The 22,005-nt window shown below is 71.4% G+C and carries 19 protein-coding genes; 14 read left to right on the forward strand and 5 right to left on the reverse strand.

Going from position 1 to position 22,005, the window contains the following annotated elements:
- Positions 1–68 precede the first annotated feature (68 nt).
- The 9 genes from pdhA (ACIRPT_RS22035) (at position 69) to ACIRPT_RS22075 (ending at position 10,484) form a co-directional block, all read left to right on the forward strand.
- Positions 69–1,229, forward strand: coding sequence for a pyruvate dehydrogenase (acetyl-transferring) E1 component subunit alpha (gene pdhA / locus ACIRPT_RS22035; protein WP_403829532.1), 1,161 nt, complete (start codon positions 69–71; stop codon positions 1,227–1,229).
- Positions 1,226–2,260 (forward strand): alpha-ketoacid dehydrogenase subunit beta, encoded by a 1,035-nt coding sequence (locus ACIRPT_RS22040; protein ID WP_403829535.1) that lies wholly within the window; start codon positions 1,226–1,228, stop codon positions 2,258–2,260. The genes pdhA (ACIRPT_RS22035) and ACIRPT_RS22040 overlap by 4 nt, the downstream gene beginning before the upstream one ends.
- Positions 2,260–3,642 carry a dihydrolipoamide acetyltransferase family protein gene (locus tag ACIRPT_RS22045; RefSeq protein ID WP_403829537.1) on the forward strand — a complete coding sequence of 461 codons (1,383 nt, stop codon included), beginning with the start codon at positions 2,260–2,262 and terminating at the stop codon, positions 3,640–3,642. Before ACIRPT_RS22040 ends, ACIRPT_RS22045 begins: the two co-directional genes overlap by 1 nt.
- A gap of 173 nt (positions 3,643–3,815) precedes the next feature.
- Positions 3,816–4,727 carry an NTP transferase domain-containing protein gene (locus tag ACIRPT_RS22050; protein WP_403829539.1) on the forward strand — a complete coding sequence of 304 codons (912 nt, stop codon included), beginning with the start codon at positions 3,816–3,818 and terminating at the stop codon, positions 4,725–4,727.
- Positions 4,724–6,316, forward strand: coding sequence for a molybdopterin-binding protein (locus ACIRPT_RS22055; RefSeq protein ID WP_403829541.1), 1,593 nt, complete (start codon positions 4,724–4,726; stop codon positions 6,314–6,316). Before ACIRPT_RS22050 ends, ACIRPT_RS22055 begins: the two co-directional genes overlap by 4 nt.
- Positions 6,313–7,473: a potassium channel family protein gene (locus ACIRPT_RS22060; RefSeq protein ID WP_403829544.1), complete on the forward strand. Its 1,161-nt coding sequence runs from the start codon at positions 6,313–6,315 to the stop codon at positions 7,471–7,473. Before ACIRPT_RS22055 ends, ACIRPT_RS22060 begins: the two co-directional genes overlap by 4 nt.
- A gap of 138 nt (positions 7,474–7,611) precedes the next feature.
- On the forward strand, positions 7,612–8,589 hold the full coding sequence (locus tag ACIRPT_RS22065) for an NAD(P)H-quinone oxidoreductase (RefSeq protein WP_403829546.1): 978 nt from the start codon (positions 7,612–7,614) through the stop codon (positions 8,587–8,589).
- Positions 8,590–8,783: 194 nt separating this feature from the next.
- On the forward strand, positions 8,784–9,671 hold the full coding sequence (locus ACIRPT_RS22070) for a hypothetical protein (RefSeq protein ID WP_403829548.1): 888 nt from the start codon (positions 8,784–8,786) through the stop codon (positions 9,669–9,671).
- A gap of 249 nt (positions 9,672–9,920) precedes the next feature.
- Complete coding sequence (locus ACIRPT_RS22075; RefSeq protein WP_403499964.1) at positions 9,921–10,484, forward strand: bacterial proteasome activator family protein; 564 nt, start codon at positions 9,921–9,923, stop codon at positions 10,482–10,484.
- Positions 10,485–10,562: 78 nt separating this feature from the next.
- Here ACIRPT_RS22075 and ACIRPT_RS22080 read toward each other — a convergent pair whose 3' ends face one another.
- Complete coding sequence (locus ACIRPT_RS22080) at positions 10,563–12,227, reverse strand: protein kinase (RefSeq protein WP_403829551.1); 1,665 nt, start codon at positions 12,225–12,227, stop codon at positions 10,563–10,565.
- A 314-nt stretch (positions 12,228–12,541) separates the two neighbouring features.
- On the opposite strand from ACIRPT_RS22080, the gene ACIRPT_RS22085 reads away from it, so the two are divergent.
- Positions 12,542–14,164: a protein kinase gene (locus tag ACIRPT_RS22085; protein ID WP_403829553.1), complete on the forward strand. Its 1,623-nt coding sequence runs from the start codon at positions 12,542–12,544 to the stop codon at positions 14,162–14,164.
- 59 nt (positions 14,165–14,223) lie between these two features.
- On the opposite strand, the gene ACIRPT_RS22090 is transcribed toward ACIRPT_RS22085, so the two are convergent.
- From ACIRPT_RS22090 to ACIRPT_RS22100, 3 genes are all read right to left on the reverse strand, one after another.
- Positions 14,224–15,270: a phosphotransferase gene (locus ACIRPT_RS22090; protein ID WP_403829555.1), complete on the reverse strand. Its 1,047-nt coding sequence runs from the start codon at positions 15,268–15,270 to the stop codon at positions 14,224–14,226.
- Between the two features lie 122 nt (positions 15,271–15,392).
- Positions 15,393–15,809 carry a pyridoxamine 5'-phosphate oxidase family protein gene (locus tag ACIRPT_RS22095; RefSeq protein ID WP_403499974.1) on the reverse strand — a complete coding sequence of 139 codons (417 nt, stop codon included), beginning with the start codon at positions 15,807–15,809 and terminating at the stop codon, positions 15,393–15,395.
- Between the two features lie 133 nt (positions 15,810–15,942).
- Positions 15,943–16,602, reverse strand: coding sequence for a response regulator (locus tag ACIRPT_RS22100; RefSeq protein WP_403829558.1), 660 nt, complete (start codon positions 16,600–16,602; stop codon positions 15,943–15,945).
- 329 nt (positions 16,603–16,931) lie between these two features.
- On the opposite strand from ACIRPT_RS22100, the gene pdhA (ACIRPT_RS22105) reads away from it, so the two are divergent.
- The 3 genes from pdhA (ACIRPT_RS22105) to ACIRPT_RS22115 are packed head-to-tail and all read left to right on the forward strand — an operon-like array spanning position 16,932 to position 20,644.
- A complete protein-coding gene (pdhA, locus tag ACIRPT_RS22105; protein ID WP_403499978.1) occupies positions 16,932–18,143 on the forward strand; it encodes a pyruvate dehydrogenase (acetyl-transferring) E1 component subunit alpha in 1,212 nt (403 codons plus the stop codon).
- Positions 18,144–18,145: 2 nt separating this feature from the next.
- Positions 18,146–19,129 (forward strand): alpha-ketoacid dehydrogenase subunit beta, encoded by a 984-nt coding sequence (locus tag ACIRPT_RS22110; protein ID WP_403829560.1) that lies wholly within the window; start codon positions 18,146–18,148, stop codon positions 19,127–19,129.
- Between the two features lie 24 nt (positions 19,130–19,153).
- Positions 19,154–20,644 carry a dihydrolipoamide acetyltransferase family protein gene (locus tag ACIRPT_RS22115; RefSeq protein ID WP_403829562.1) on the forward strand — a complete coding sequence of 497 codons (1,491 nt, stop codon included), beginning with the start codon at positions 19,154–19,156 and terminating at the stop codon, positions 20,642–20,644.
- Positions 20,645–20,752: 108 nt separating this feature from the next.
- Here the strand turns inward: ACIRPT_RS22115 and ACIRPT_RS22120 are convergent, their stop codons facing one another.
- Positions 20,753–20,932 (reverse strand): hypothetical protein, encoded by a 180-nt coding sequence (locus ACIRPT_RS22120; protein ID WP_403499987.1) that lies wholly within the window; start codon positions 20,930–20,932, stop codon positions 20,753–20,755.
- Positions 20,933–21,135: 203 nt separating this feature from the next.
- Between ACIRPT_RS22120 and ACIRPT_RS22125 the strand changes: the two genes are divergently transcribed.
- A complete protein-coding gene (locus ACIRPT_RS22125) occupies positions 21,136–22,002 on the forward strand; it encodes a GNAT family N-acetyltransferase (RefSeq protein ID WP_403829564.1) in 867 nt (288 codons plus the stop codon).
- The last annotated feature ends 3 nt before the right edge of the window (positions 22,003–22,005 follow it).

A 22,005-nucleotide genomic window follows, 5' to 3' on the forward strand; every position in this document is an offset into this window, starting at 1 on the left:
CCATGAGTCGCCCGCCACCACCCCATCAGGCGCCTCGCGCCGCCCTTCGATCCGAGGAGGTGCTCGTCATGACGGTTCTTGAGCAGCCCGGCAGCAGCAGGAACAAGAGCTCTCTGCCCGCCCCGCCGCCCGACTGGCGGCCGCGAGTCGACCCCACGCCCCTCCTGCCCGACGCCGAGCCGTACCGTCTCCTGGGGACGGCCGCCGCCCAGGAGCTCGACGCCGGCCTGCTCGAGCGGCTCTACGTCCAGCTGGTGCGCGGCCGCCGCTACAACGCCCAGGCCACGGCACTGACCCGGCAGGGGAGGCTGGCCGTCTATCCGTCCTCCACCGGGCAGGAGGCCTGCCAGGTTGCCGCCGCGCTGGCCCTGGAGGACCGCGACTGGCTCTTCCCCAGCTACCGCGACACCCTCACCGCCGTGGCCCGCGGCCTCGACCCCGTACAGGCGCTGACCCTGCTGCGCGGCGACTGGCACACGGGCTACGACCCGCACGAGCACCGCATCGCCCCCCTGTGCACCCCGCTGGCCACCCAGCTCCCGCATGCCGTGGGCCTGGCGCACGCCGCCCGCCTCAAGGGCGACGACGTGGTGGCGCTGGCCATGGTGGGCGACGGCGGCACGAGCGAGGGCGACTTCCACGAGGCGCTGAATTTCGCGGCGGTCTGGCAGGCGCCGGTCGTCTTCCTCGTCCAGAACAACGGCTTCGCGATCTCCGTACCGCTCGCCAAGCAGTCCGCCGCTCCCTCGCTGGCCCACAAGGCCGTCGGTTACGGCATGCCGGGCCGCCTGGTGGACGGCAATGACGCTCCCGCCCTGCACGAGGTCCTCAGCGAGGCCGTACAGCGCGCCCGCAGGGGCGGCGGCCCCACCCTGATCGAGGCCGTCACGTACCGCATCGAGGCGCACACCAACGCCGACGACGCCACCCGCTACCGCACCGACACCGAGGTCGAGACCTGGCGGGCGCATGACCCGATAGCCCTTCTGGAGCACGAACTGACCGCCCGCGAGCTGCTCACCGACGCGTTCGTCGGCGCCACCCGGGAGGGCGCCGAGCAACTGGCGGCCGACCTGCGGGAGCGGATGAACCAGGATCCGGTGCTCGACCCGATGGACCTGTTCACCCACGTTTACGCCGAGCAGACCAGCCAACTGCGCGAACAGGCGGCCCAGTTGCGCGCCGAGCTGGACGCCGAGGAGACCCCCGCCCAGGAGGCCAGGCCATGACGACCACCGCTCCGGCGGCCACCCGCAAGCCCGCCACCATGGCGCAGGCGCTGACCCGCGCGCTGCACGACGCCATGGCCGAGGACCCGACGGTCCATCTCATGGGCGAGGACGTCGGCGCCCTCGGCGGCGTGTTCCGGGTCACCGACGGCCTGGCCAAGGAGTTCGGCGAGGACCGTTGCAGCGACACCCCGCTCGCCGAGGCGGGCATCCTCGGCACGGCCGTCGGCATGGCCATGTACGGTCTGCGGCCGGTCGTGGAGATGCAGTTCGACGCCTTCGCCTACCCCGCGTTCGAGCAGCTCATCAGCCATGTGGCCCGGATGCGCAATCGCACGCGGGGCACGCTGCCGATGCCACTGACCATCCGGATCCCCTACGGCGGCGGAATCGGCGGCGTCGAGCACCACAGCGACTCCTCCGAGGCGTACTACATGGCCACCCCCGGCCTCCAGGTCGTCACTCCGGCGACGGTCGCGGACGCCTATGGGCTGCTGCGCGCCGCCATCGCCTCCGACGACCCGGTCGTCTTCCTGGAGCCCAAGCGGCTGTACTGGTCCAAGGACGACTGGTCGCCCGACACCCCCACGCAGGTCGCCCCCATAGGCCGCGCCGAGATCCGGCGCCGCGGCGAGAGCGCCACGCTGATCACCTACGGCCCGTCGCTGCCGGTCTGCCTGGAGGCCGCCGAGGCCGCCCGCGCCGAGGGCTGGGACCTGGAGGTCCTCGATCTGCGCTCGCTGGTGCCCTTCGACGACGACGCGGTCTGTGCGTCGGTACGGCGTACCGGGCGCGCGGTGGTCGTCCATGAGTCGGCCGGATTCGGCGGCCCCGGGGGCGAGATCGCCGCGCGGATCACCGAGCGCTGCTTCCACCACCTGGAGGCGCCGGTGCTGCGGGTGGCCGGCTTCGACATCCCGTATCCGCCGCCGATGCTGGAACGCCACCATCTGCCGGGCGTGGACCGGATCCTGGACACCGTCGCCCGCCTCCAATGGGAGTCGGACTGGACCGAGGGACGTGGTGAGTGATGGCCGTGGTCCGCGAATTCACCCTGCCCGACCTGGGGGAAGGCCTCACCGAGGCGACGATCGTGCAGTGGCTGGTCGAGGTCGGCCAGGTGGTGGCCGTCGACCAGCCCGTGGTGGAGGTGGAGACCGCCAAGGCGATGGTGGAGGTGCCGTGCCCGTACGGGGGCGTGGTCACGGCCCGCTTCGGCGAGGAGGGCGTCGAGGTCCCGGTGGGGTCGCCACTGGTGACGGTGGCCGTGGGCGCCGTGCCGGACGACCTGGCGGGCGAGGGCCCGGCGGGTGCGGCCGAGGCGGCCGGTTCTCCCGGCACCGTAGCCGCGGCGTCGGAGGAGCCGGCCGGCTCGGGGAATGTGCTGGTCGGCTACGGGACGAGCGCGGCCGCGGCGCGGCGGCCAAGGATCCGGCCGGGGGGTACGGGTCCCGACAACGGCGTACCGGGTCCGCCCGAGCCGGTGCCGGCGCCCGTCGTCCCCGCCGCCCCCGACAGCCTTACGGTGGCCGTCATCTCGCCACTGGTGCGCCGGATGGCGCGGGAAAGCGGCCTGGACCTACGGGAATTGAGCGGGTCCGGGCGAGACGGGCTGATTCTGCGATCGGACGTTGAGCGGGCGATCCGTGAGCGGGAGCAGGCCGGAGCGGCGGCCTCCGTGGCGGGCGTGGTGGGGGCCTCGTCCGCCACCGGGGCCGTACCGCAGGCCGAACGCATCCCGCTGAAGGGGATGCGCGGCGCGGCCGCCGAGAAGTTCAGCCGCAGCCGCCGCGAGATCCCGGACGCCACCTGCTGGGTGGACGCCGACGCCACCGAACTCCTCGCCGCCCGCCGGGCGATGAATGTCCCCGGCGCCCCCACGGTCTCGCTGCTCGCGCTGCTGGCCCGGGTCTGCACGGCCGCACTGGCGCGCTACCCCGAGCTCAACGCCACCGTCGACACCACGACCCGGGAGATCGTCCGGCTGCCCGCCGTCCACCTGGGCTTCGCCGCGCAGACCGACCGGGGCCTGGTCGTCCCGGTGGTGCGCGACGCCCACACCCGTACGGTCGAGGACCTGTCCGCCGAGATGGCCCGGCTCACCGAGACCGCCCGGTCCGGTGGCCTGTCCCCGGCCGAGCTGACCCACGGCACCTTCACGCTCAACAACTACGGCGTCTTCGGGGTCGACGGCTCCACGCCGATCATCAACCACCCCGAGGCCGCGATGCTCGGCGTCGGCCGGATAGCCGCCAAACCCTGGGTGCACGAAGGCGAGTTGGCCGTCCGGCAGGTCGTCCAGCTGTCGTTCACCTTCGATCACCGGGTGTGCGACGGCGCCACGGCCGGCGGCTTCCTGCGGTTCGTCGCCGACTGCGTGGAGCAACCGGCGCTGCTGCTGCGCGCCCTGTGAGCCGGCGCCGCGCCGTCCGCGGTCGCGGCCAGGGACGGCCACGACACCGTCCCTGGCCGTGACACCTGTGTGAACGCGGCACCCCTGGCGATACTCAAGGGGTGAGCGACATTCACGGGGTGCGCGGCACTCAACGGGTGACCCGCACTCAAGGGGTGAGCGACACTCGAGGGGTGAGCGACCACACCGACTACGACGCCATCGTGCTGGCCGGAGGCGCGGCCCGCCGGCTCGGCGGGGCGGACAAACCCGCCCTGCCCGTCGGCGGCCGCGCCCTGCTGGAGCGGGTCCTGGCCGCCTGCGCCGACGCGGCGATCACCGTCGTCGTCGGCCCCCGGCGTCCGGCGAGCCGCCCCGTCGTCCGCGCCCTGGAGGACCCGCCCGGCGGCGGCCCGCTCGCCGGGCTCGAGGCCGGTCTGCGGCACACCACCGCCCCGACGGTCCTCGTCCTCTCCGCCGATCTGCCCTTTCTGACGGCCGCGACCGTACGGAGCCTCCTCGCGGCCGCCGCCGGGACGGCGAACGGCGGCTCGCCTTGCGACGGGGCCGTGCTGCGCGACGCCGACGGGCGCGACCAGCCGCTGGTCGCCGCCTACCGGGCCGAGTCGCTGCGCCACGAACTGGCCCTGCTGCACGCCGAACACGGCTCCCTGACCGGGCTGCCGCTGCGCGCCCTGCTGTCCGAGCTGACGCTGGCACGCGTCCCGGACGCCACCTCCACGGCATCCTTCGACTGCGACACCTGGGAAGACATCAGCGCCGCACGCGCCCGCATCAGGGAGCATGGAAGCGTGTTGGACGAATGGATCACCGCAGTCAAGGCCGAGCTCGACATCGATCTCGATGTCGACACCGCGACCCTGCTCGACCTCGCCCGGGACGCGGCGCACGGCGTGGCCCGCCCGGCCGCGCCGCTGACGACCTTCCTGATCGGGTACGCCGCGGGCCGGCAGGGCGCCGATGTGACCGAACTGGCCCACCGTGCAGCGGCGCTGGCCAACCGCTGGGCCGCGGAAGGCGCCGAGGGCGCGCAGCCGGACGACGCCTCCGGCGCCACGGGTGGCGAAACGAAGCCCGCGGAATGACCGAGGGGGAGTTCGACGCCGCGCTGGACGACGCGCTCGCACTGGCCAACGAGGCCGTGCCGACGGGCGCCCGGCGCGATCCCGCGGACGGCAGGCGCGAACCCGCGAGCGGCCCGTTCGGCCCCTTCGGCCCGTACGGGGTGGACCGGCCGTACGGCGGGGGCGATGCGTACCGCGCGAGCGGGCGGGACGACGCCCGACGGGCCGCCCCGGGCAACGAGAGCGCACGGCGCGCCGACCCGGACAACGCAGCCGGCACAGGCGACACACCCGCCGCTGCCCGTCCCGCACCCCTCGACCCTCCCGCCGGACCCCTCGACCCCGCCCCGCTCGCCCCCTGTCCCTGGCCAACCGCCCGCGATCTCGCCCGCCGCGCCGCGCCCGGACCGCTCCCGCCCGAGAAGGGCCCTCTGGGCGAGGCGCTCGGCCGTACCCTCGCCGCGCCGCTCGCGGCCCTGACCGATCTGCCGTCCTTCGACACCTCGGCCATGGACGGCTGGGCGGTCTCCGGCCCCGGCCCCTGGCAGCTCGACGTCCCCGCCGCGGCCGCCGGCATCCTCGCCGGTCATGCCCCCGCCGCCCCGCTTCCCGACGGCCACGCGATCCCCATCGCCACCGGGGCGCGGGTCCCGGCCGGCGCCACCGCCGTGCTGCGCAGCGAGCACGGCGAGGTCCGCGAGCGGAGCGACGGCCGGACCCGGCTGTATGCGCTGCGGCCCGCGCCGCCGGGCCAGGACATCCGGCCGCGGGGCCAGGAGTGTCGCCGCGGCGACGACCTGCTGGCGGCCGGCGCCCTGGTGACCCCCGCGGTGCTCGGCCTGGCCGCGGCCGCCGGTTACGACGAGCTGACCACCCACCCGCGCCCACGGGTCGACGTGTTCGTGCTGGGCGATGAGCTGCTGCGCCACGGCCTGCCGCACGACGGACGGATCCGCGATGCGCTCGGCCCGATGCTCGGCCCCTGGCTGCACGCCCTGGGGGCCGAGGCGGCCGCGCCGCGCCATCTCGCCGATGATCCCGACACGCTGTACGAGGCGATCGCCGGCTCCCGGGCCGATGTCGTCATCACCACCGGCGGCACGGCGGCGGGCCCGGTCGACCATGTGCATCCCACGCTGCGCCGCCTGGGCTCCGAAGTGCTGGTGGACGGCGTGGAGGTACGCCCCGGGCACCCGATGCTGCTCGCCCGGATCACCCCGCACCGCCACCTCGTCGGGCTCCCCGGCAACCCCCTCGCCGCCGTCTCCGGGCTGCTCACTCTCGCCGAGCCGCTGCTGCGCACGCTGGCCGCCCGGCGCGCCCCGGCCGCGTACCGCACTCCGCTGTGGTCCTCGGTCCACGGGCATCCGCGCGACACCCGGCTCGTACCGGTCGGCTATCGCGAGGACGAGCGGTACGGGCCGATGGCGGAACCGCTGCACTTCCACGGGCCCGCCATGCTGCGCGGGATCGCCGCCGCCGATGCGCTGGCCGTCATCCCGCCCGGCGGCGGGGACCGCGGCACCGAGGTCGACCTCCTCGAACTCCCCTGGCCGGCCGACTGGTCGCCGCCCGCGGCCGGGCAGGGCCTCACTGGAGGCGCGGAGTGAAGCTCCCGTCCTACGACGCCGCGGCGCGCGACGTTCCCGAGGACCGTTCGCACCGGGTGATACTGCCGCGCCGCAGCCCCATGGCGCCGCTGCGGCAGGTCGCCCGCCGTTTGCTGATGGCGCTGCTGGTGCTGGTCGCGACGGTCTTCGTCGTGTGGATCGACCGAGCGGAGTATCACGACAACGCCAATGGCTCGGTGGATTTCCTCGACTGCGTCTACTACGCGACGGTGACGCTCTCGACCACGGGCTACGGCGACATCGTCCCGTACGGGGACAGCGCGCGGCTGCTGAACATCCTGCTCATCACGCCGCTGCGGGTGCTGTTTCTGATCATTCTGGTCGGCACGACCCTGGAGGTGCTGACCGAGCGAACCCGTGAGCAGTGGCAACTGAAACGCTGGAGATCCGCCTTGCGCGACCACACCGTCATCGTCGGGTACGGGACCAAGGGCCGCAGCGCCGTGCAGACGCTCCGCGCCACGGGCCTGCCCCGCGACCGCATCGTCATCGTCGACCCGAGCGCCAAGGTGATCGAGGCGGCGGTGGCCGAGGGCTTCGCGGGGGTGGTGGGCGATGCGACCCGCAGCGATGTGCTCGTACGGGCGGAGATTCAGCGGGCGCACCAGGTCGTGATCGCCACCCAGCGCGATGACACCGCGGTCCTGGTCTCGTTGACCGCCCGTCAGCTCAACAAGCGGGCCAATATCGTCGCGGCGGTGCGGGAGGAGGAGAACGCGCCGCTGCTGCGGCAGTCCGGCGCCGACGCGGTCATCACCTCGGCGAGCGCGGCCGGGCGGCTGCTGGGGCTCTCGGTGCACAGCCCCAGTGCGGGCACGGTCATGGAGGATCTGATCCAGCAGGGCAGCGGGCTGGACCTGATCGAGCGGCCGGTGGTGAAGTCCGAGGTCGGTAAGTCCGTGCGGGAGACCGACGACCTGGTCGTCTCCGTGCTGCGCGGCCACCGCCTGATCGGTTACGACGACCCGGATGCCAGTCCGTTGCAGTCCGCCGACCGGCTGATCACCATCGTCCGCGCGGCGCCGACGGAGGAGCCGGACGCGCTCGGGAGACAGAACCGCTCCCGGCCCCCGACGCTGCCCGGCACCGGCGTTTCGCCGATGCGCCGGGCGAATGAGCAGCGGACGGACGAGTAGCCGTGCGTCCTTGGGCATCTGACGGCCCGCCGCCGGGCGCCGACGCCGGTCACCGGGCCGTGCTTGCCGGTCACCGGGCTGTGGCCGGCGGACCCCGCCCCATCGCCCCGTGCCCGGTCGGCGAGTAGCCTCGCGCTCATGCGAGCGATCACTATCCCGGAGCCCGGTGGCCCGGAAGCACTTGTCTGGGCGGACGTGCCCGATCCCCAGCCCGCCGAGGGCGAGGTCCTGATCGAGGTCGTGGCCAGCGCCGTGAACCGCGCGGACCTGCTGCAGCGCCAGGGCTTCTACGACCCGCCACCCGGCTCGTCGCCCTACCCCGGTCTGGAGTGCTCCGGCCGGATCGCCGCGGTCGGACCCGGGGTCCACGGCTGGACCATCGGCGATGAGGTGTGTGCGCTGCTGGCGGGTGGTGGGTATGCCGAGAAGGTGGCCGTCCCGGCCGGGCAGGTACTGCCGCTGCCGGTGGGCCTGGACCTGGTGACGGCCGCCGCGCTGCCCGAGGTGGCGTGCACCGTCTGGTCGAATGTCTTCATGATCGCGCACCTGCGGCCGGGCGAGACGCTGCTGGTCCACGGTGGCGCCAGCGGTATCGGCACGATGGCGATCCAGCTCGCCAAGGCGGTCGGCGCGCGGGTCGCGGTCACCGCGGGCGGCCCCGAGAAGCTGGCCCGCTGCGCGGAACTGGGCGCGGACATCCTCATCGACTACCGCGAGCAGGACTTCGTCCAGGAGCTCCGCAAGGCCACCGACGGCCAGGGCGCGGATGTCATCCTCGACATCATCGGCGCGAAGTACCTGCAGAAGAACGTCAAGGCACTGGCGGTCAGCGGCCGGCTGGCGATCATCGGTATGCAGGGCGGGGTGAAGGCGGAGCTGAATCTCGCCGCCCTGCTCGCCAAGCGCGCCGCGATCACCGCCACGGGCCTGCGTGCCCGCCCGCTGAACGAGAAGGCGGCCATTGTCGCGGCGGTCCGCGAGCATGTCTGGCCGCTGATCGGCCACGGCCAGGTGCGGCCGATCGTGGACCGCACGATCCCGATGGCGGACGCCGCCGAGGCGCACCGCGTGGTGGACGCGAGCGCACATGTCGGCAAGGTCGTGCTGACGGTCTGACCGGCCGCCGCGACCGGCAGGGCTTCGCGTACGCCGACAACACGGAGCCCCGCCGCCGCGTCCGGGACCCGCTGCGGGCGGTCCCTCCCGCTCCACGGCACATCACCCGATCGGCACCGCCGGGATGTCCCAAATGTGGCGACATGTGACGCTGGGCAGGTCACTCGACGGCTCGGCACGGGAGGGGCACGGCTGTGGCTCCAGGATTCCGTTCGCGCATTACCACCGGTCTGCTGGTGGCCGCCGCCGCTCTGCCCGTCCCGCTGGCGACCACCGCGACGGCCGCGGAGCAGCGGAACACCCCATTCGACCGCCCACCGCACCTCGTAGGGCGGCATGCGCTCCCCGACAGCCATGCCCAGGATCCGTCGCTGGCCGGAAGCCTCGCGGGGGAGGGCCGTGGACACCCCGGCCGCCCGGAATCGCTCGGATACCCGCCGGGATTTCCACGGCCGGACACCGACATGGACGTCCCGGACTTCCCCGGCCTGCGGGACTTCCTCGCCGAGATCCCGGACGAGATGCCGCGCTATCCAGACGATCCACCCGACTACCTCCCCTGGCACGACCGGCACCACGGGCTCGATCCGGACTCCGACTCCTCCACGGCGCCCGATGACGACTTCGCGGACCCGGCAGACCCCGGGGGCGCCGAGCTCGATCCCCCCGAGGACGCGCCCGACGAGGACGACGCCGACCGTCCGGCGGCCCCTGACGAGACGTCCCCTGACCCAAGGTCCGCCGATCCGGCGCCCGCACCCTCCCGGGCGGCCCCCTCCCAGGCGGCTCCCTCCCGGCCGGCCCCGGACCGGCCGGCACCCTCCCGGCCGTCGCCTTCCCCCCGCTCCGACGTCGCGGGCCGCCTCCACCACCGCCCGTACGAGCCGCTGCAGCCGCCCGCCAAGCCCAAGCGGGACCGCACCCCACCGGACGACGCAGACGCCGACCCGGCCGCCTCCACCAGTCCCTATGCCATGGACGGCCCCACGGCTCCCGTCGAACGGGTCCTCCCTATGGGCGCCGGCCTCGCACTCACCGGCCTGGGCCTGGCCTTCCTCGGGCTGCGGCTGCGCCGCCGCTGACTCTCCGCCGCACGACATGTTTCACGTGAAACCACGCACCTAATACAAACCCACCGTTTCACGTGAAACAGATAGCACTCTCTAATCCACCCCCTAATCCCAATGTTTCACGTGAAACCAACCAGCCCAGACATCCGCAGAACCCCCTTCAGAACCCTTCTCCCTCGCTTCGGCGGCCAGGCGAGCCCAAAGCAACGAGAGGAGCACGGCGGATCACCGGCAAACGTCGGGGTACGAGACAATGTCGGCATGGATATGCCGATGAACGAACGGTCGCAGGAGAACCCGCACGTCCTGGTTGTCGGCCCGGACGGCATGGCGCTCGGCAGCGCCGGTGCTGGTAGCGGCGCGGAAGACGCCGATGAGCCCCGCGAGGTTCCGGTGACGGACATGGTCGAACAGCCTGCGAAGGTCATGCGCATCGGCAGCATGATCAAGCAGCTGCTGGAAGAGGTGAAGGCCGCTCCCCTCGACGAGGCGAGCCGGGTCCGCCTCAAGGAGATCCACTCCAGTTCGGTCAAGGAGCTGGAGGACGGGCTGGCGCCCGAGCTGGTGGAGGAGCTTGAACGGCTCTCCCTGCCGTTCACCGACGAGTCGGTGCCGACGGATGCGGAACTCCGCATTGCCCAGGCCCAGTTGGTGGGCTGGCTGGAGGGCCTCTTCCACGGCATTCAGACCGCGCTGTTCGCCCAGCAGATGGCGGCCCGCGCCCAGCTGGAGTCCATGCGCCGCGCCCTGCCGCCCGGCGCCTCGGTCGAAGGCGACGAGGGCCACCCCGGACACGGCGGTGCCCGCTCGGGCCCGTATCTCTAAACACGCGGCTCACCACGAACGACAGGAGGGGCCGGCACGCGCGCTGCGTGCCGGCCCCTCCCCCGTGCGTGTGTCCGGTCAGCTACTGGGGTGTCCGGAGGCGATGACTACCTCGATCGTGTCGCCGCTCTTCGGGTCCCATTCCGCAATGCCTGAAGGCGTTGTCTCCAGGACGGTGTTCTTGTAGGCGTAGCCGTCCCGTTCGGTGATCTTGAAATTCCAGTGCGCAGCCTTCAGGCACGCCTTCACCGAGTCCAGCTTCCGGTAGCTGAGGGAGGGGAAGTAGATCTTGTCCGGCTTGCCGATGACCTTACTCGGGTTGGTGCAGCGGGATACGTCGATCGGCATCGAATCGTCCTCGGGCAGGGTGCTCTCGCTAGGCGAAGCGCTGGTGGCGAACGACGTGGTCGGGTCGTCGCTGCTGCCTCCGCTGACGCTGACGTCGTCGCTGGATCCCCCCGCACTCAGCCCGATGCCGATCGCTATTGCGGTGACCACGATGACACCGACAATCGCCGACACGACGATCACCGCGGTGTTGCTCTTGCGGGCGGGAGCCCCGCTCGGCGGGATCGGCGGCGACATGGGCTGCGGGGCGAAGGTGGGCGGCCCCTGGAAGCCACCGCCGTTGAACGGAACGGGGGTCTGCGCGGGCGCCGGGGCCGGGGTCGGATAGGCGTTGTTCACCGGCGGCGGCGTCGACGGGCCGAAGGCCGCCTGCGTCGGCTGATACGGCTGCTGCACGTTCGGCGGCGCCGGGGTGTGCGGATTGCCGCTCGCGGTGGGGAACACCGAGGAGGACACGGAGGAGCCGCTGGTGCGGGCCCGCGGGCCCTCGCTGATGATCAGCGGCGACCCCGCCTGTCCGGACCCGGCGACCCGCAGACACTCGTCCCGCATCGCCTCGGAGGTCGGGAACCTCTCGTTGGGGTTCTTCTTCAGTGCACGGGCCACCAGAGCGTCCACGGCCGGCGGCAGCGAGCGGTTGATGCTCGACGGAACCGGCGGCTCTTCCTGGACATGGGCGTAGGCGATGGCCAGCGGGGAGTCCGCGTCGAAGGGCAGCTGTCCGGTCAGCAGCTCGAAGAGCATGACGCCGACGGAGTAGAGGTCGGAGCGGGCGTCCACGCCGCGGCCCAGCGCCTGCTCGGGCGAGAGGTACTGCGGGGTGCCGACGACCATGCCGGTCTGCGTCATCGACGTCACGCCGGACTGCATGGCGCGGGCGATGCCGAAGTCCATGACCTTGACGACATTGCGCTTGGTCATCATGACGTTGCCCGGCTTGATGTCCCGGTGGACCAGGCCCATCTCATGGCTCGCCTCCAGGGCGGCGAGCACATCGGCGGTGATCTTCAGCGCCTTCTCGGTCGGCATCGCGCCGTGCTGGGCGATGTCGTTGTCGAGCTCCGAGCGCAGCGGCTGTCCGGAGACGTACTCCATGATGATGTACGGCACCATGCCGCCGTCGAGCTCGTCCTCGCCGGAGTCGTACACCGAGACGATATTGGTGTGCGTGAGCTTCGCCACGGACTGCGCCTCACGGCGGAAGCGTTCGCGGAATGCCTGCTCGCGACCGAGCTCCGTATGCAATGTCTTGATCGCGACCTCGCGATCCAGCACGCTGTCGTACGCGAGATGTACGGATGCCATTCCGCCCGCGCCGAGAAGATCACGAAGCTGGTAGCGTCCCCCGCCGACCGAACGGCCCTCGAATTGGCCTTGAGCGCCGTCCTGGCTCATGGTTTCCGCTTCCCCCTGGGCGACTGCCCGTATGTATCGCGATCAAATTCTGGAATTCCGCAGCCAAGTCTGCCCCAGGGCCCGGACACGTCAAGCTGTGTGCCCGTTCCGTGACCAGATGTGCAAGATCCGGTCACGCGCGCGAGATCTTTTGCACCTTCGATTACCCCTGGTGAGCTTGCCCCTACTGGCAGCCGGGCGGTTTGATGACCGGTCCACGACGAACCGGTGGGTGTCGTCGAACCTGTAGCGTGCTGTAGCGAAGACCGAGACCTTACCGCTCTTGATGCGGATCGATTCGACGGCGAGGACCGATGGCACCGACGCAGAGCCCGCAGGGCCCGTCCGATCCTGAGGCCACCGGCTCCAATATCCCCGATACACCGGAGATGTGGGGCAATGGAGGGCTGGTCGGCGACGGCCGTTACCGGCTCACGCGCCGGCTCGGCCGAGGCGGTATGGCGGAGGTGTTCGCGGCCGAGGACGTACGGCTGGGTCGTACCGTCGCCGTAAAGCTGCTGCGCGCCGACCTGGCCGAGGACCCGGTGTCCAAGGCACGCTTCACGCGCGAGGCGCAGTCCGTGGCCGGACTGAACCACCACGCCGTGGTTGCCGTCTATGACTCCGGCGAGGACTTCGTCGCGGGCAACACCGTGCCGTACATCGTGATGGAGCTGGTCGAGGGCCACACCATCCGGGACCTGCTGCTCAACGCCGATGCTCCGCCGCCGGACCAGGCGCTGATCATCGTCTCCGGAGTGCTGGAGGCGCTGGCCTACAGCCACCAGCACGGCATCGTGCACCGCGACATCAAGCCCGCCAACGTGATCATCACGCACAGCGGCGCCGTGAAGGTCATGGACTTCGGCATCGCCCGTGCGCTGCACGGCGCTCAGTCCACGATGACCCAGACCGGCATGGTCATGGGTACCCCGCAGTACCTCTCCCCGGAGCAGGCGCTCGGCAAGACCGTCGACACCCGCTCCGATCTGTACGCCACCGGCTGCCTGCTGTACGAACTGCTCGCGCTGCGGCCGCCGTTCACCGGCGAGACCCCGCTTTCGGTCGTCTACCAGCACGTTCAGGACATGCCGGTGCCGCCGTCCGAGGTCGCCGAGGCGGTCCCGCCGGAGCTCGACGGCCTGGTCATGCGGTCGCTGGCCAAGGACCCGGACGACCGTTTCCAGACCGCGGAGGAGATGCGCGGGCTGGTCCAGTACTCGCTGCAGATGCTGCAGGAGCAGGGTGGCCACACCGGCACCTGGAGCACCGGCCCGGTGGCGATACATGAGGGCGGCAGCTCCCCGGCCATGGGGAGTGCCGCCACCACCGCGCTGCGGCAGCACCCGGACGGCGGCCAGACCACTGCGCAGCCGATCCTGCCGGGCGGGCGGGACGACGACGGCGGTTTCGACGGCGGGCACCGGCCGGCCAAGAGGGGCCGCGGCAAGATCTGGCTGATCGCGGCGCTCGCGGTGATCGCCATCGCGGTGGGCGTGGCCTTCGCGCTGCAGAACACCAAGAAGGACGACTCCGAGACGAACCCCGACAAGACGTCGTCGCCTTCGGCTTCCCAGCACGACAAGACCAGCGAGCCGCCGTCGGACGAGCCGAGCACGCCGGAGACCCAGCCCGGCGCCACGGGCGGCGACAGCAATACGTACTCCCCGCCGCCGAGCGAGGAGCCCAGCACGCCGTCGACGTCCGAGCCGCCGAGCTCGGAGCCTCCGACGTCCGAGCCCCCGACCTCCGCGCCGCCCACCGACGACACCAGCGACGGTGGTACGACGGACGGTGGCACCAGCGACGGTGGTACGACGGACGGTGGCACCACCGACGGCGGGACCACGGACGGTGGCACCACCGATGCTGGTGCGGACGCCGGGGCCACCGCCGGCGCGGACAGCGGCTCGACGCTGGGCAGCACCGGCGGCTGACCGGCCGGCTGACATGAACAGCGGGGCCGCTCCAGGACTTCTGGAGCGGCCCCGCTGTTTCACGTGGAACAACCGGCGAACGCGTCCCGGACCGCCGCGTACTCCCGGGTCCACCACACCGCCAGCGCGGATGCCGCCGGGAACTGCGGATCCGTGCGCGGATCGCCCAGCCGGTAGCGCCAGGTGAGCATCCAGAAGTCGTTCAGCCGCTCCCACCACACCCGGTGCGCCGCGACGGCCAGTTCGTCGGGCCCGGCTCCGCAGGCGCTGCGGTAGGCGCCCGCGTACGCCGCCACCTTGGCGAGGTCGAGGGTGCCGCAGGGCCGTACGAAGAAGATCGCGGCGGCCCGTACCGCCTCCTCGGCGCGGGGCTGGATGCCCAGCCGGTCCCAGTCGACGATCGCGGCCGGTTCTCCGCCGCGGTAGAGCACATTGAGCGGATGGAAGTCGCCGTGCACCCAGCCGGCGGCGGGCGCGGCCACCGGGCGGCGGTGGGCGAGCCGCTTGAGCAGGGACCGGCGCTCCAGGAGGCGGTGCTCGGCGAGCTCGTCGAAGCTGGTGCGGGGGCGGGCCCGGCGGGCCAGCGCGAGCAGTTCGTCGATCAGCTCGAAGGTGCGGGCGGGGTCGGCCGAGTCGGCCGGGTACGCCGGCCGCGGGCGGTGCGGGTCGGCCGCCATGACCTGCTCCAGCGCGGTGTGGACGAGCCCCAGCAGCGCGCCGAGCCGACGGGACTGGGCGCGGCTCAGCGCGGCCCCGCCCAGGTGCCGGCCCTCGACCCAGGGGTGCAGGGCGTAGCAGCGGCCGTCCAGGACGGTGACCGTACGGCCGTCGGCGGCGGGTACCGGCGGGGCGACCGGCAGTCCGAGACCGGCGAGCCGGAGGGTGGCGCGGTGCTGGCGGGTAATGGCGCCGAGGTCGCCGTCGAGGTGGTGCTTGAGGAAGTAGCGGCCGTGTGTGGTGGCGAGGAAGTAGCCGTGGTTGAGCAGGCCTTCGGCGACGGGTTCGCACGACAGGGGGTCCCCGGCGCCTTCGTAGCGGCGCAGGAGGGATCCCAGGAAGCGCCCGTCGGGCGTTGCCGCCGTCCGGACTACAGATGAGCGCAGCACTCGCCAGATGTTAGATCAACTGGGTGCGGCAGAGCGGGCCTACCGGAAAGCCTTACGCACAGTACGTATATCGGAGCCGATCGCCCGGTCCGCGTGGCGCGGTGCCCGCTACTCCGACCGCGTCACACGGCCCCCGCGTACTGGAAGACCGGCACGTCCGTGAGGTGGTGCACGGTGACGAACTCCGGCTCGATGCGAAGGAATACCGGGTCGAAGGGGGCGCCGTCGGCCAGCCGGGGCGTGCGGCCGAAGAGCGCGCGTTCGGCGGGGGTGGGGTGGAAGACCCGGGCGGTGCCGGTGAACTGCACGGACCAGGTGTCGCTCGCGCCGCTGTTGACGTTGTCGGCCTCGTAGGCGACGACGTTGCCGTCGAGTGCCTGGTGGTAGTCGTAGCCGCGATGCAGCCGGAGGATCAGCCGCCCGTCGAGCAGGAGATGCCGCGTGATGGTGGTGAACGGCAGCGCCCGTCGGCTCGCCGACACCCGGCCGTATGCGGTCCGGCTCAGCAGCTCGATCGCGCGGTAATTGTCGGAGGGCATGCCCTCACCCTGCCCGCCCGCACCGGCCGCGAAATAGGGGCGGGGGCCCCGAAAAGGCCGGGACCAAGGTCCCGGCCGCAAGGACGTGCGGCGGGGTTCTTTTCCGATGCTCCGTACCTGGTGAGAGGCCGTTTCAGTGTTTTTCCGCCTGCATCCGTGCGACATATGCGGCGGCCTGGGAGCGGCGTTCCATGCCGAGTTTGGAAAGCAGGCTGGAGACATAATTCTTGATCGTTTTTTCGGCGAGATGGAGCCGTTCGCCGATGGAGCGGTTGGTGAGCCCCTCGCCGATCAGATCGAGGATCTTGCGTTCCTGATCGGTGAGGTTCGCCAGCCTGTCGTCGCCCCTTGCGCCACCGCCGTCGCGCAGCCGTTCCAGGACGCGGGCCGTGGCCACGGGGTCGAGCAGGGACTTTCCGGCCGCCACATCGCGTACTGCGGAGAGCAGCTCATTGCCCCGGATGGCCTTGAGCACATATCCGGCGGCGCCGGCCATGATCGCGTCGAAAAGGGCCTCGTCATCGGCGAACGACGTGAGCATCAGACACTTGATGTCCGGGTTCTGCGAGCGGATTTCACGGCAGACCTCGACGCCGCTGCCGTCCGGCAGCCGGACGTCCAGCACCGCCACATCGGGGCGGGTGGCGGGGATTCTGATCAGCGCGTCGGCGGCGGTGCCCGCCTCGCCGACGACCTCGATGTCCTCCTCGACCGAGAGCATTTCGTGGACGCCCCGCCGGACGACTTCGTGGTCATCGAGTAGGAAAACCGTGATTTTTCCGTCTTCGTGCACGGCATCAGTCTCACACACCAAACTCTTCCCGTGCTCCAGGTCACCGATATAACGTGCCGGTGTCCCGGCGGCCTGCAACGCTGTGACCAGGAGTTGTTCCCACCTTTTGCGATTTACTTGGAAATCCAAGCAAAATCGCAGGTCAGCGCCGTTTTCACTTAGGCTTTGGCACTGGGTAACGTGCAAACAGCAGGCCACTGTCCGGGACGCTTTGTTCCACCCGGATCCGGCCGCGTTCGCACACACCCCGTGCGCCGTATCGGATACCGGGTGAGCCGCAATACGGCCACCGGCGGACCCCGGGGGCCGGACAGACGGAGGAGCAGCACGTGACCGTGGAAGGCACTGCCCAGCGGAAAACCACCCGCGCCGGCAGCAAGCGCACCGCCGCCAAGAAGGCGTCGCCGGCGAAGAAGGCGACTCCGGCCAAGGCCGGCGGCCGGCCGGACGAGGCGGAGCAGGACCAGCTCGTACAACTGCTGACCCCGGAGGGAAAGCGGGTCGAGCACCCGGAATACGCGATCGACCTGTCCCCCGAGGAGCTGCGCGGGCTCTACCGCGACATGGTCCTCACGCGGCGGTTCGACGCCGAGGCGACCACTCTCCAGCGTCAGGGCGAACTGGGCCTGTGGGCCTCGCTGCTCGGCCAGGAAGCCGCGCAGATCGGCTCCGGGCGCGCGCTGCGAGACGACGACTACGTCTTCCCGACCTACCGCGAGCACGGCGTGGCCTGGTGCCGCGGCGTCGACCCGACGAACCTGCTGGGCATGTTCCGTGGCGTCAACCACGGCGGCTGGGATCCCAACAGCAACAACTTCCACCTCTACACCATCGTGATCGGCTCGCAGACGCTGCACGCGACCGGCTATGCGATGGGTGTGCAGAAGGACGGCGCGGATTCCGCGGTCATCGCCTACTTCGGTGACGGCGCCTCCAGCCAGGGCGATGTCGCCGAATCCTTCACCTTCTCCGCGGTCTACAACGCCCCGGTCGTGTTCTTCTGCCAGAACAACCAGTGGGCGATCTCCGAGCCCACCGAGAAGCAGACCCGCGTCCCGCTCTACCAGCGCGCCCGCGGCTACGGCTTCCCGGGCGTACGGGTGGACGGCAACGACGTACTGGCCTGTCTGGCGGTGACCAAGGCGGCGCTGGAGCGGGCGCGTACCGGCCAGGGCCCCATGCTGGTCGAGGCGTTCACCTACCGCATGGGCGCGCACACCACCTCCGACGACCCGACGAAGTACCGGGCCGACGAGGAGACGCTCGCCTGGGAGGCCAAGGACCCGATTCTGCGGCTGCGGACCTACCTGGAGTCCGAGGGCTTCGTCGACGACGCGTATCTCGCCGCCATCGAGGAGGAGAGCGAGGCGCTGGGCAAGCGGGTCCGTGATGTCGTACGTGCCATGCCGGATCCGGATCACATGGCGATCTTCGAGAATGTCTATGCCGACGGGCACGCGCTCGTCGATGAGGAGCGCGCGCAGTTCGCCGCGTACCAGGCGTCGTTCGCCGACGCCGATGCCGCCGCGGAGGGGAACTGACCATGGCCGTCCACGAGAAGATCACCATCGCCAAGGCGATCAACGCCTCGCTGCGGACCTCCATGGAGGCCGACCCCAAGGTCGTCATCATGGGCGAGGACGTCGGCAAGCTCGGCGGCGTCTTCCGCGTCACCGACGGGCTGCAGAAGGACTTCGGCGAGGACCGGGTGATCGACACCCCGCTCGCCGAGTCCGGCATCATCGGCACTGCGATCGGCCTGGCCCTGCGCGGCTACCGCCCCGTCGCCGAGATCCAGTTCGACGGCTTCGTCTTCCCCGCCTACGACCAGATCGTCACCCAGCTCGCCAAGATGCACGCCCGCGCGCTGGGCAAGGTCAAGGTGCCGGTCGTCATCCGTATCCCGTACGCGGGCGGAATCGGCGCGGTCGAGCACCACTCCGAGTCCCCCGAGGCGCTCTTTGCGCATGTCGCGGGCTTGAAGGTGGTCTCCCCCTCGAACTCCTCCGACGCCTACTGGATGCTCCAGCAGGCCATCGCGGGCGACGACCCCGTCATCTACTTCGAACCCAAGCGCCGCTACCACGACAAGTCGCGGCTGGACACCGAGTCGATCCCCGACCCGCTGCACAAGGCACGGGTCACCCAGACCGGCACCGATGTCACGCTCGCCGCCTACGGCCCGATGGTGAAGGTCTGTCTGGACGCCGCCAAGGTCGCGGCCGAGGAGGGCAAGTCGGTCGAGGTCGTCGACCTGCGCTCGATCTCGCCGATCGACTTCGACACCGTCCAGGCGTCGGTGGAGAAGACGGGGCGGCTGGTCGTGGTCCACGAGGCCCCGGTCTTCTTCGGCTCGGGCGCGGAGATCGCCGCCCGGATCACCGAGCGCTGCTTCTACCACCTGGAAGCCCCGGTCCTGCGGGTCGGCGGCTTCCATGCCCCGTATCCGCCGTCCAGGCTGGAGGACGAGTACCTTCCGGGACTGGACCGGGTGCTCGACGCCGTTGATCGCGCGCTGGCGTACTGAGGGGTTTGAGGAGAGTTCGTGACCATGACTGCAAGTACCGCAGGCGCCCAGCGCTTCCGCGAGTTCAAGATGCCCGACGTGGGCGAGGGGCTTACCGAGGCCGAGATCCTCAAGTGGTACGTCCAGCCGGGCGACACCGTCACCGACGGCCAGGTCATCTGTGAGGTGGAGACCGCCAAGGCCGCCGTCGAACTGCCCAGTCCCTACGACGGGGTCGTGCATGCGCTGCACTTCGACGAGGGCGTCACCGTCGATGTCGGTACCGCCATCATCTCCGTGGACACCGACCCCGGCGCCGGGCCCGCCCCGGAGGCCGGCGCTCCGGCCGCGGACGCGTCCGCCGCGCCCGTCGAGGAGGACGCGGAGCCGCAGGGCCGGCAGGCGGTGCTCGTCGGCTACGGCGCCGCCCCGGCCTCGACCAAGCGCCGGGCCCGCAAGCCGCAGCCCGGTGCCGCGGCGGGTGCCCGCCCGTCGACGGGTGTTTCGCACGCCTCTATCGGATCCCAGCCGCAGCCGGTGAACGCCGCGCCGCCGGCCGAGCTGAACGGCCGTCCCGCGGTCGCTCCGGTGGCCGCGGCGCCGGTCGCCCCGGTCGTGCCCGCAGTGGTGCCCGGCCGTCCGCTGGCCAAGCCCCCGGTACGCAAGCTCGCCAAGGACCTCGGCATCGACCTGGCGACGATCGCACCGACCGGCCCGGGCGGCATCATCACCCGGGAGGACGTCCACGCCGCGGCCGCCCCGGCACCGTCCATCGCCGCCGCCCCGGAATACGAGGCCGTGGCCCCGGCCGAGACGGGCGCGGTCGACACCGTCGCCCGCGAGCGCCGGGTGCCGGTCAAGGGCGTACGCAAGGCCACCGCCCAGGCGATGGTCAACTCGGCCTTCACCGCACCTCACGTCACGGAGTTCATCACCGTCGATGTGACGCGCACGATGAAGCTCGTCCAGGAGCTCAAGCAGGACCCGGACATGGCCGGGCTGCGCGTCAACCCACTGCTGCTCGTCGCCAAGGCCTTCCTGGTCGCCATCAAGCGGCACCCGGAGGTCAACGCGACCTGGGACGAGGCGAATCAGGAGATCGTCTACAAGGACTACGTCAACCTCGGCATCGCGGCGGCCACTCCGCGCGGCCTGATCGTCCCGAACATCAAGGACGCGGGCGTCAAGACGCTCCCCCAGCTCGCCGCGGAACTGGGCGAGCTCGTCGCCACCGCCCGCGACGGCAAGACGTCACCGGCGGCCATGTCCGGCGGCACGGTCACCATCACCAACGTCGGCGTCTTCGGAGTCGACACCGGAACGCCGATCCTCAACCCGGGGGAGTCCGCGATCCTCGCCTTCGGCGCGGTCAAGCTCCAGCCCTGGGTTCACAAGGGCAAGGTGAAGGCCCGCCAGGTCACGACCCTGGCGCTGTCCTTCGACCACCGCCTGATCGACGGCGAGCTGGGCTCCAAGCTGCTCGCGGATATCGCGGCGATACTGGAGCACCCCAAGCGGCTCATCACATGGGGATGAGCCGACGAGGCTGAACTCGGCATCAGGGGCGGTGTTTCACGTGAAACACCGCCCCTTGCCGTTCCTGCCCCCGGCCCTTTCAGGCCTGGCTGTCTCCGTTGTCGACGGTCAGCCTCGGATCAGCTCCACCGCCCGGCTGAAGTGCGCCACCGGTCCGGTCGGGCCGTCCGGTTCCTCGGCATGCGCCGCGCGCCGGGCCAGCGTGCTGCCCGCCCAGACGGCGGCGACGATCAGTGCCACCACGACGGTGTTCCTGGTCCGGCGTCCGGCGTTCGTCCTGGGCTGCATGATCAACTCCCCTTGTGTGGCGGAGCCTCCCCGGCTCCTGCCTCTATTCACCCATGGGATTCGGGCCGGTCCGTACGCGTCAGGTACGGACTCCCGTAAGCCTTTAGTCGGACGCCTCGTCCCCCTTGGGTCCCCCTTGCGGAAGGGGGTTCGGGGCGGGAAAGGGTTTGCCGCCGCTGGCCGGGCTGCTTACGGTCGGCACAATGAGCAGCGAAACGATCATCAGGCGCTACCGGACGGCCGACCGAGAGGCGGCGACCGACCTGTGGTCCCGCGCCGCACGGCAGGCACACCCGTTCATCGAGGGGGAGGGCCAGGGCGAGCGGGCGCGGGTCGTGCGCGAGGTGTCTCTCGTCCGGGCGCAGAACTGGGTCGCGGAGCGCGCCGGCCGGGTCGTGGGGCTGCTCGGGATCCTGGACGGCAATGACGGGGACGGCATCGAGACCGGCGCGGAGATCGGTGGGCTGTTCGTGGCGCCCGAGGTCCAAGGGCAAGGCGTCGGCCGGGAGTTGGTGGAGCACGCCGCCTCGCTGCGCGGTGCGCTGCGCCTGGAGGTCTTCGAGGCGAACGCCCGCGCCCGCCGTTTCTGCGGGCATCTGGGGTTCACCGAGGGGGCGCGGCGGGCGGACGAGGAGACCGGGCACCCGCTGATCCTCCTGGAGCGCGAGGCGCCGCTGAGGTCGGTGTCCTGGCTGCATCTGCGCGAGGGCCGGCTGCTGAGCGTACGGACCCGGGGCAACGACACCTTCTACCTCCCGGGCGGCAAGTACGAGCCGGGGGAGACCGCACGGGAGGCGCTGTCGCGGGAGCTGTCCGAAGAGCTCGGGCTCCTCGTTCCCGCGGCGCAGCTGTCACAGGCGTTCGTCATCCATGACGTCGCGCACGGTAAGAACGGTCGGCGGCTGCATATGACGTGCTTCACCGGCGGCCCCCAGGACATCGCCCCCGAGCCGGGGCGGGAGATCGCCGAGTACGCCTGGTTCGACCGGCAGGAGGCGCGGGAGCGGTGCGCGCCCGCGCACTCCCAGGTCGTGGACCGCCTGATCGCGCAGGGCCGGATGCCCGGGTAAGGG

The sequence above is a fragment of the Streptomyces sp. NPDC101227 genome, assembly GCF_044767545.1.
Taxonomy (GTDB): Bacteria; Actinomycetota; Actinomycetes; order Streptomycetales; family Streptomycetaceae; genus Streptomyces.

Excerpts from the sequence above, each read along its gene's own strand:
- pdhA (WP_403829532.1), top strand. The coding sequence starts at position 69 with ATGACGGTTCTTGAGCAGCCCGGCAGCAGCAGGAACAAGAGCTCTCTG.
- ACIRPT_RS22040 (WP_403829535.1), top strand. The coding sequence starts at position 1,226 with ATGACGACCACCGCTCCGGCGGCCACCCGCAAGCCCGCCACCATGGCG.
- ACIRPT_RS22045 (WP_403829537.1), top strand. The coding sequence starts at position 2,260 with ATGGCCGTGGTCCGCGAATTCACCCTGCCCGACCTGGGGGAAGGCCTC.
- ACIRPT_RS22055 (WP_403829541.1), top strand. The coding sequence starts at position 4,724 with ATGACCGAGGGGGAGTTCGACGCCGCGCTGGACGACGCGCTCGCACTG.
- ACIRPT_RS22065 (WP_403829546.1), top strand. The coding sequence starts at position 7,612 with ATGCGAGCGATCACTATCCCGGAGCCCGGTGGCCCGGAAGCACTTGTC.
- ACIRPT_RS22075 (WP_403499964.1), top strand. The coding sequence starts at position 9,921 with ATGGATATGCCGATGAACGAACGGTCGCAGGAGAACCCGCACGTCCTG.
- ACIRPT_RS22080 (WP_403829551.1), bottom strand. The coding sequence starts at position 12,227 with ATGAGCCAGGACGGCGCTCAAGGCCAATTCGAGGGCCGTTCGGTCGGC.
- ACIRPT_RS22085 (WP_403829553.1), top strand. The coding sequence starts at position 12,542 with ATGGCACCGACGCAGAGCCCGCAGGGCCCGTCCGATCCTGAGGCCACC.
- ACIRPT_RS22095 (WP_403499974.1), bottom strand. The coding sequence starts at position 15,809 with ATGCCCTCCGACAATTACCGCGCGATCGAGCTGCTGAGCCGGACCGCA.
- ACIRPT_RS22110 (WP_403829560.1), top strand. The coding sequence starts at position 18,146 with ATGGCCGTCCACGAGAAGATCACCATCGCCAAGGCGATCAACGCCTCG.
- ACIRPT_RS22115 (WP_403829562.1), top strand. The coding sequence starts at position 19,154 with ATGACTGCAAGTACCGCAGGCGCCCAGCGCTTCCGCGAGTTCAAGATG.
- ACIRPT_RS22120 (WP_403499987.1), bottom strand. The coding sequence starts at position 20,932 with ATGCAGCCCAGGACGAACGCCGGACGCCGGACCAGGAACACCGTCGTG.
- ACIRPT_RS22125 (WP_403829564.1), top strand. The coding sequence starts at position 21,136 with ATGAGCAGCGAAACGATCATCAGGCGCTACCGGACGGCCGACCGAGAG.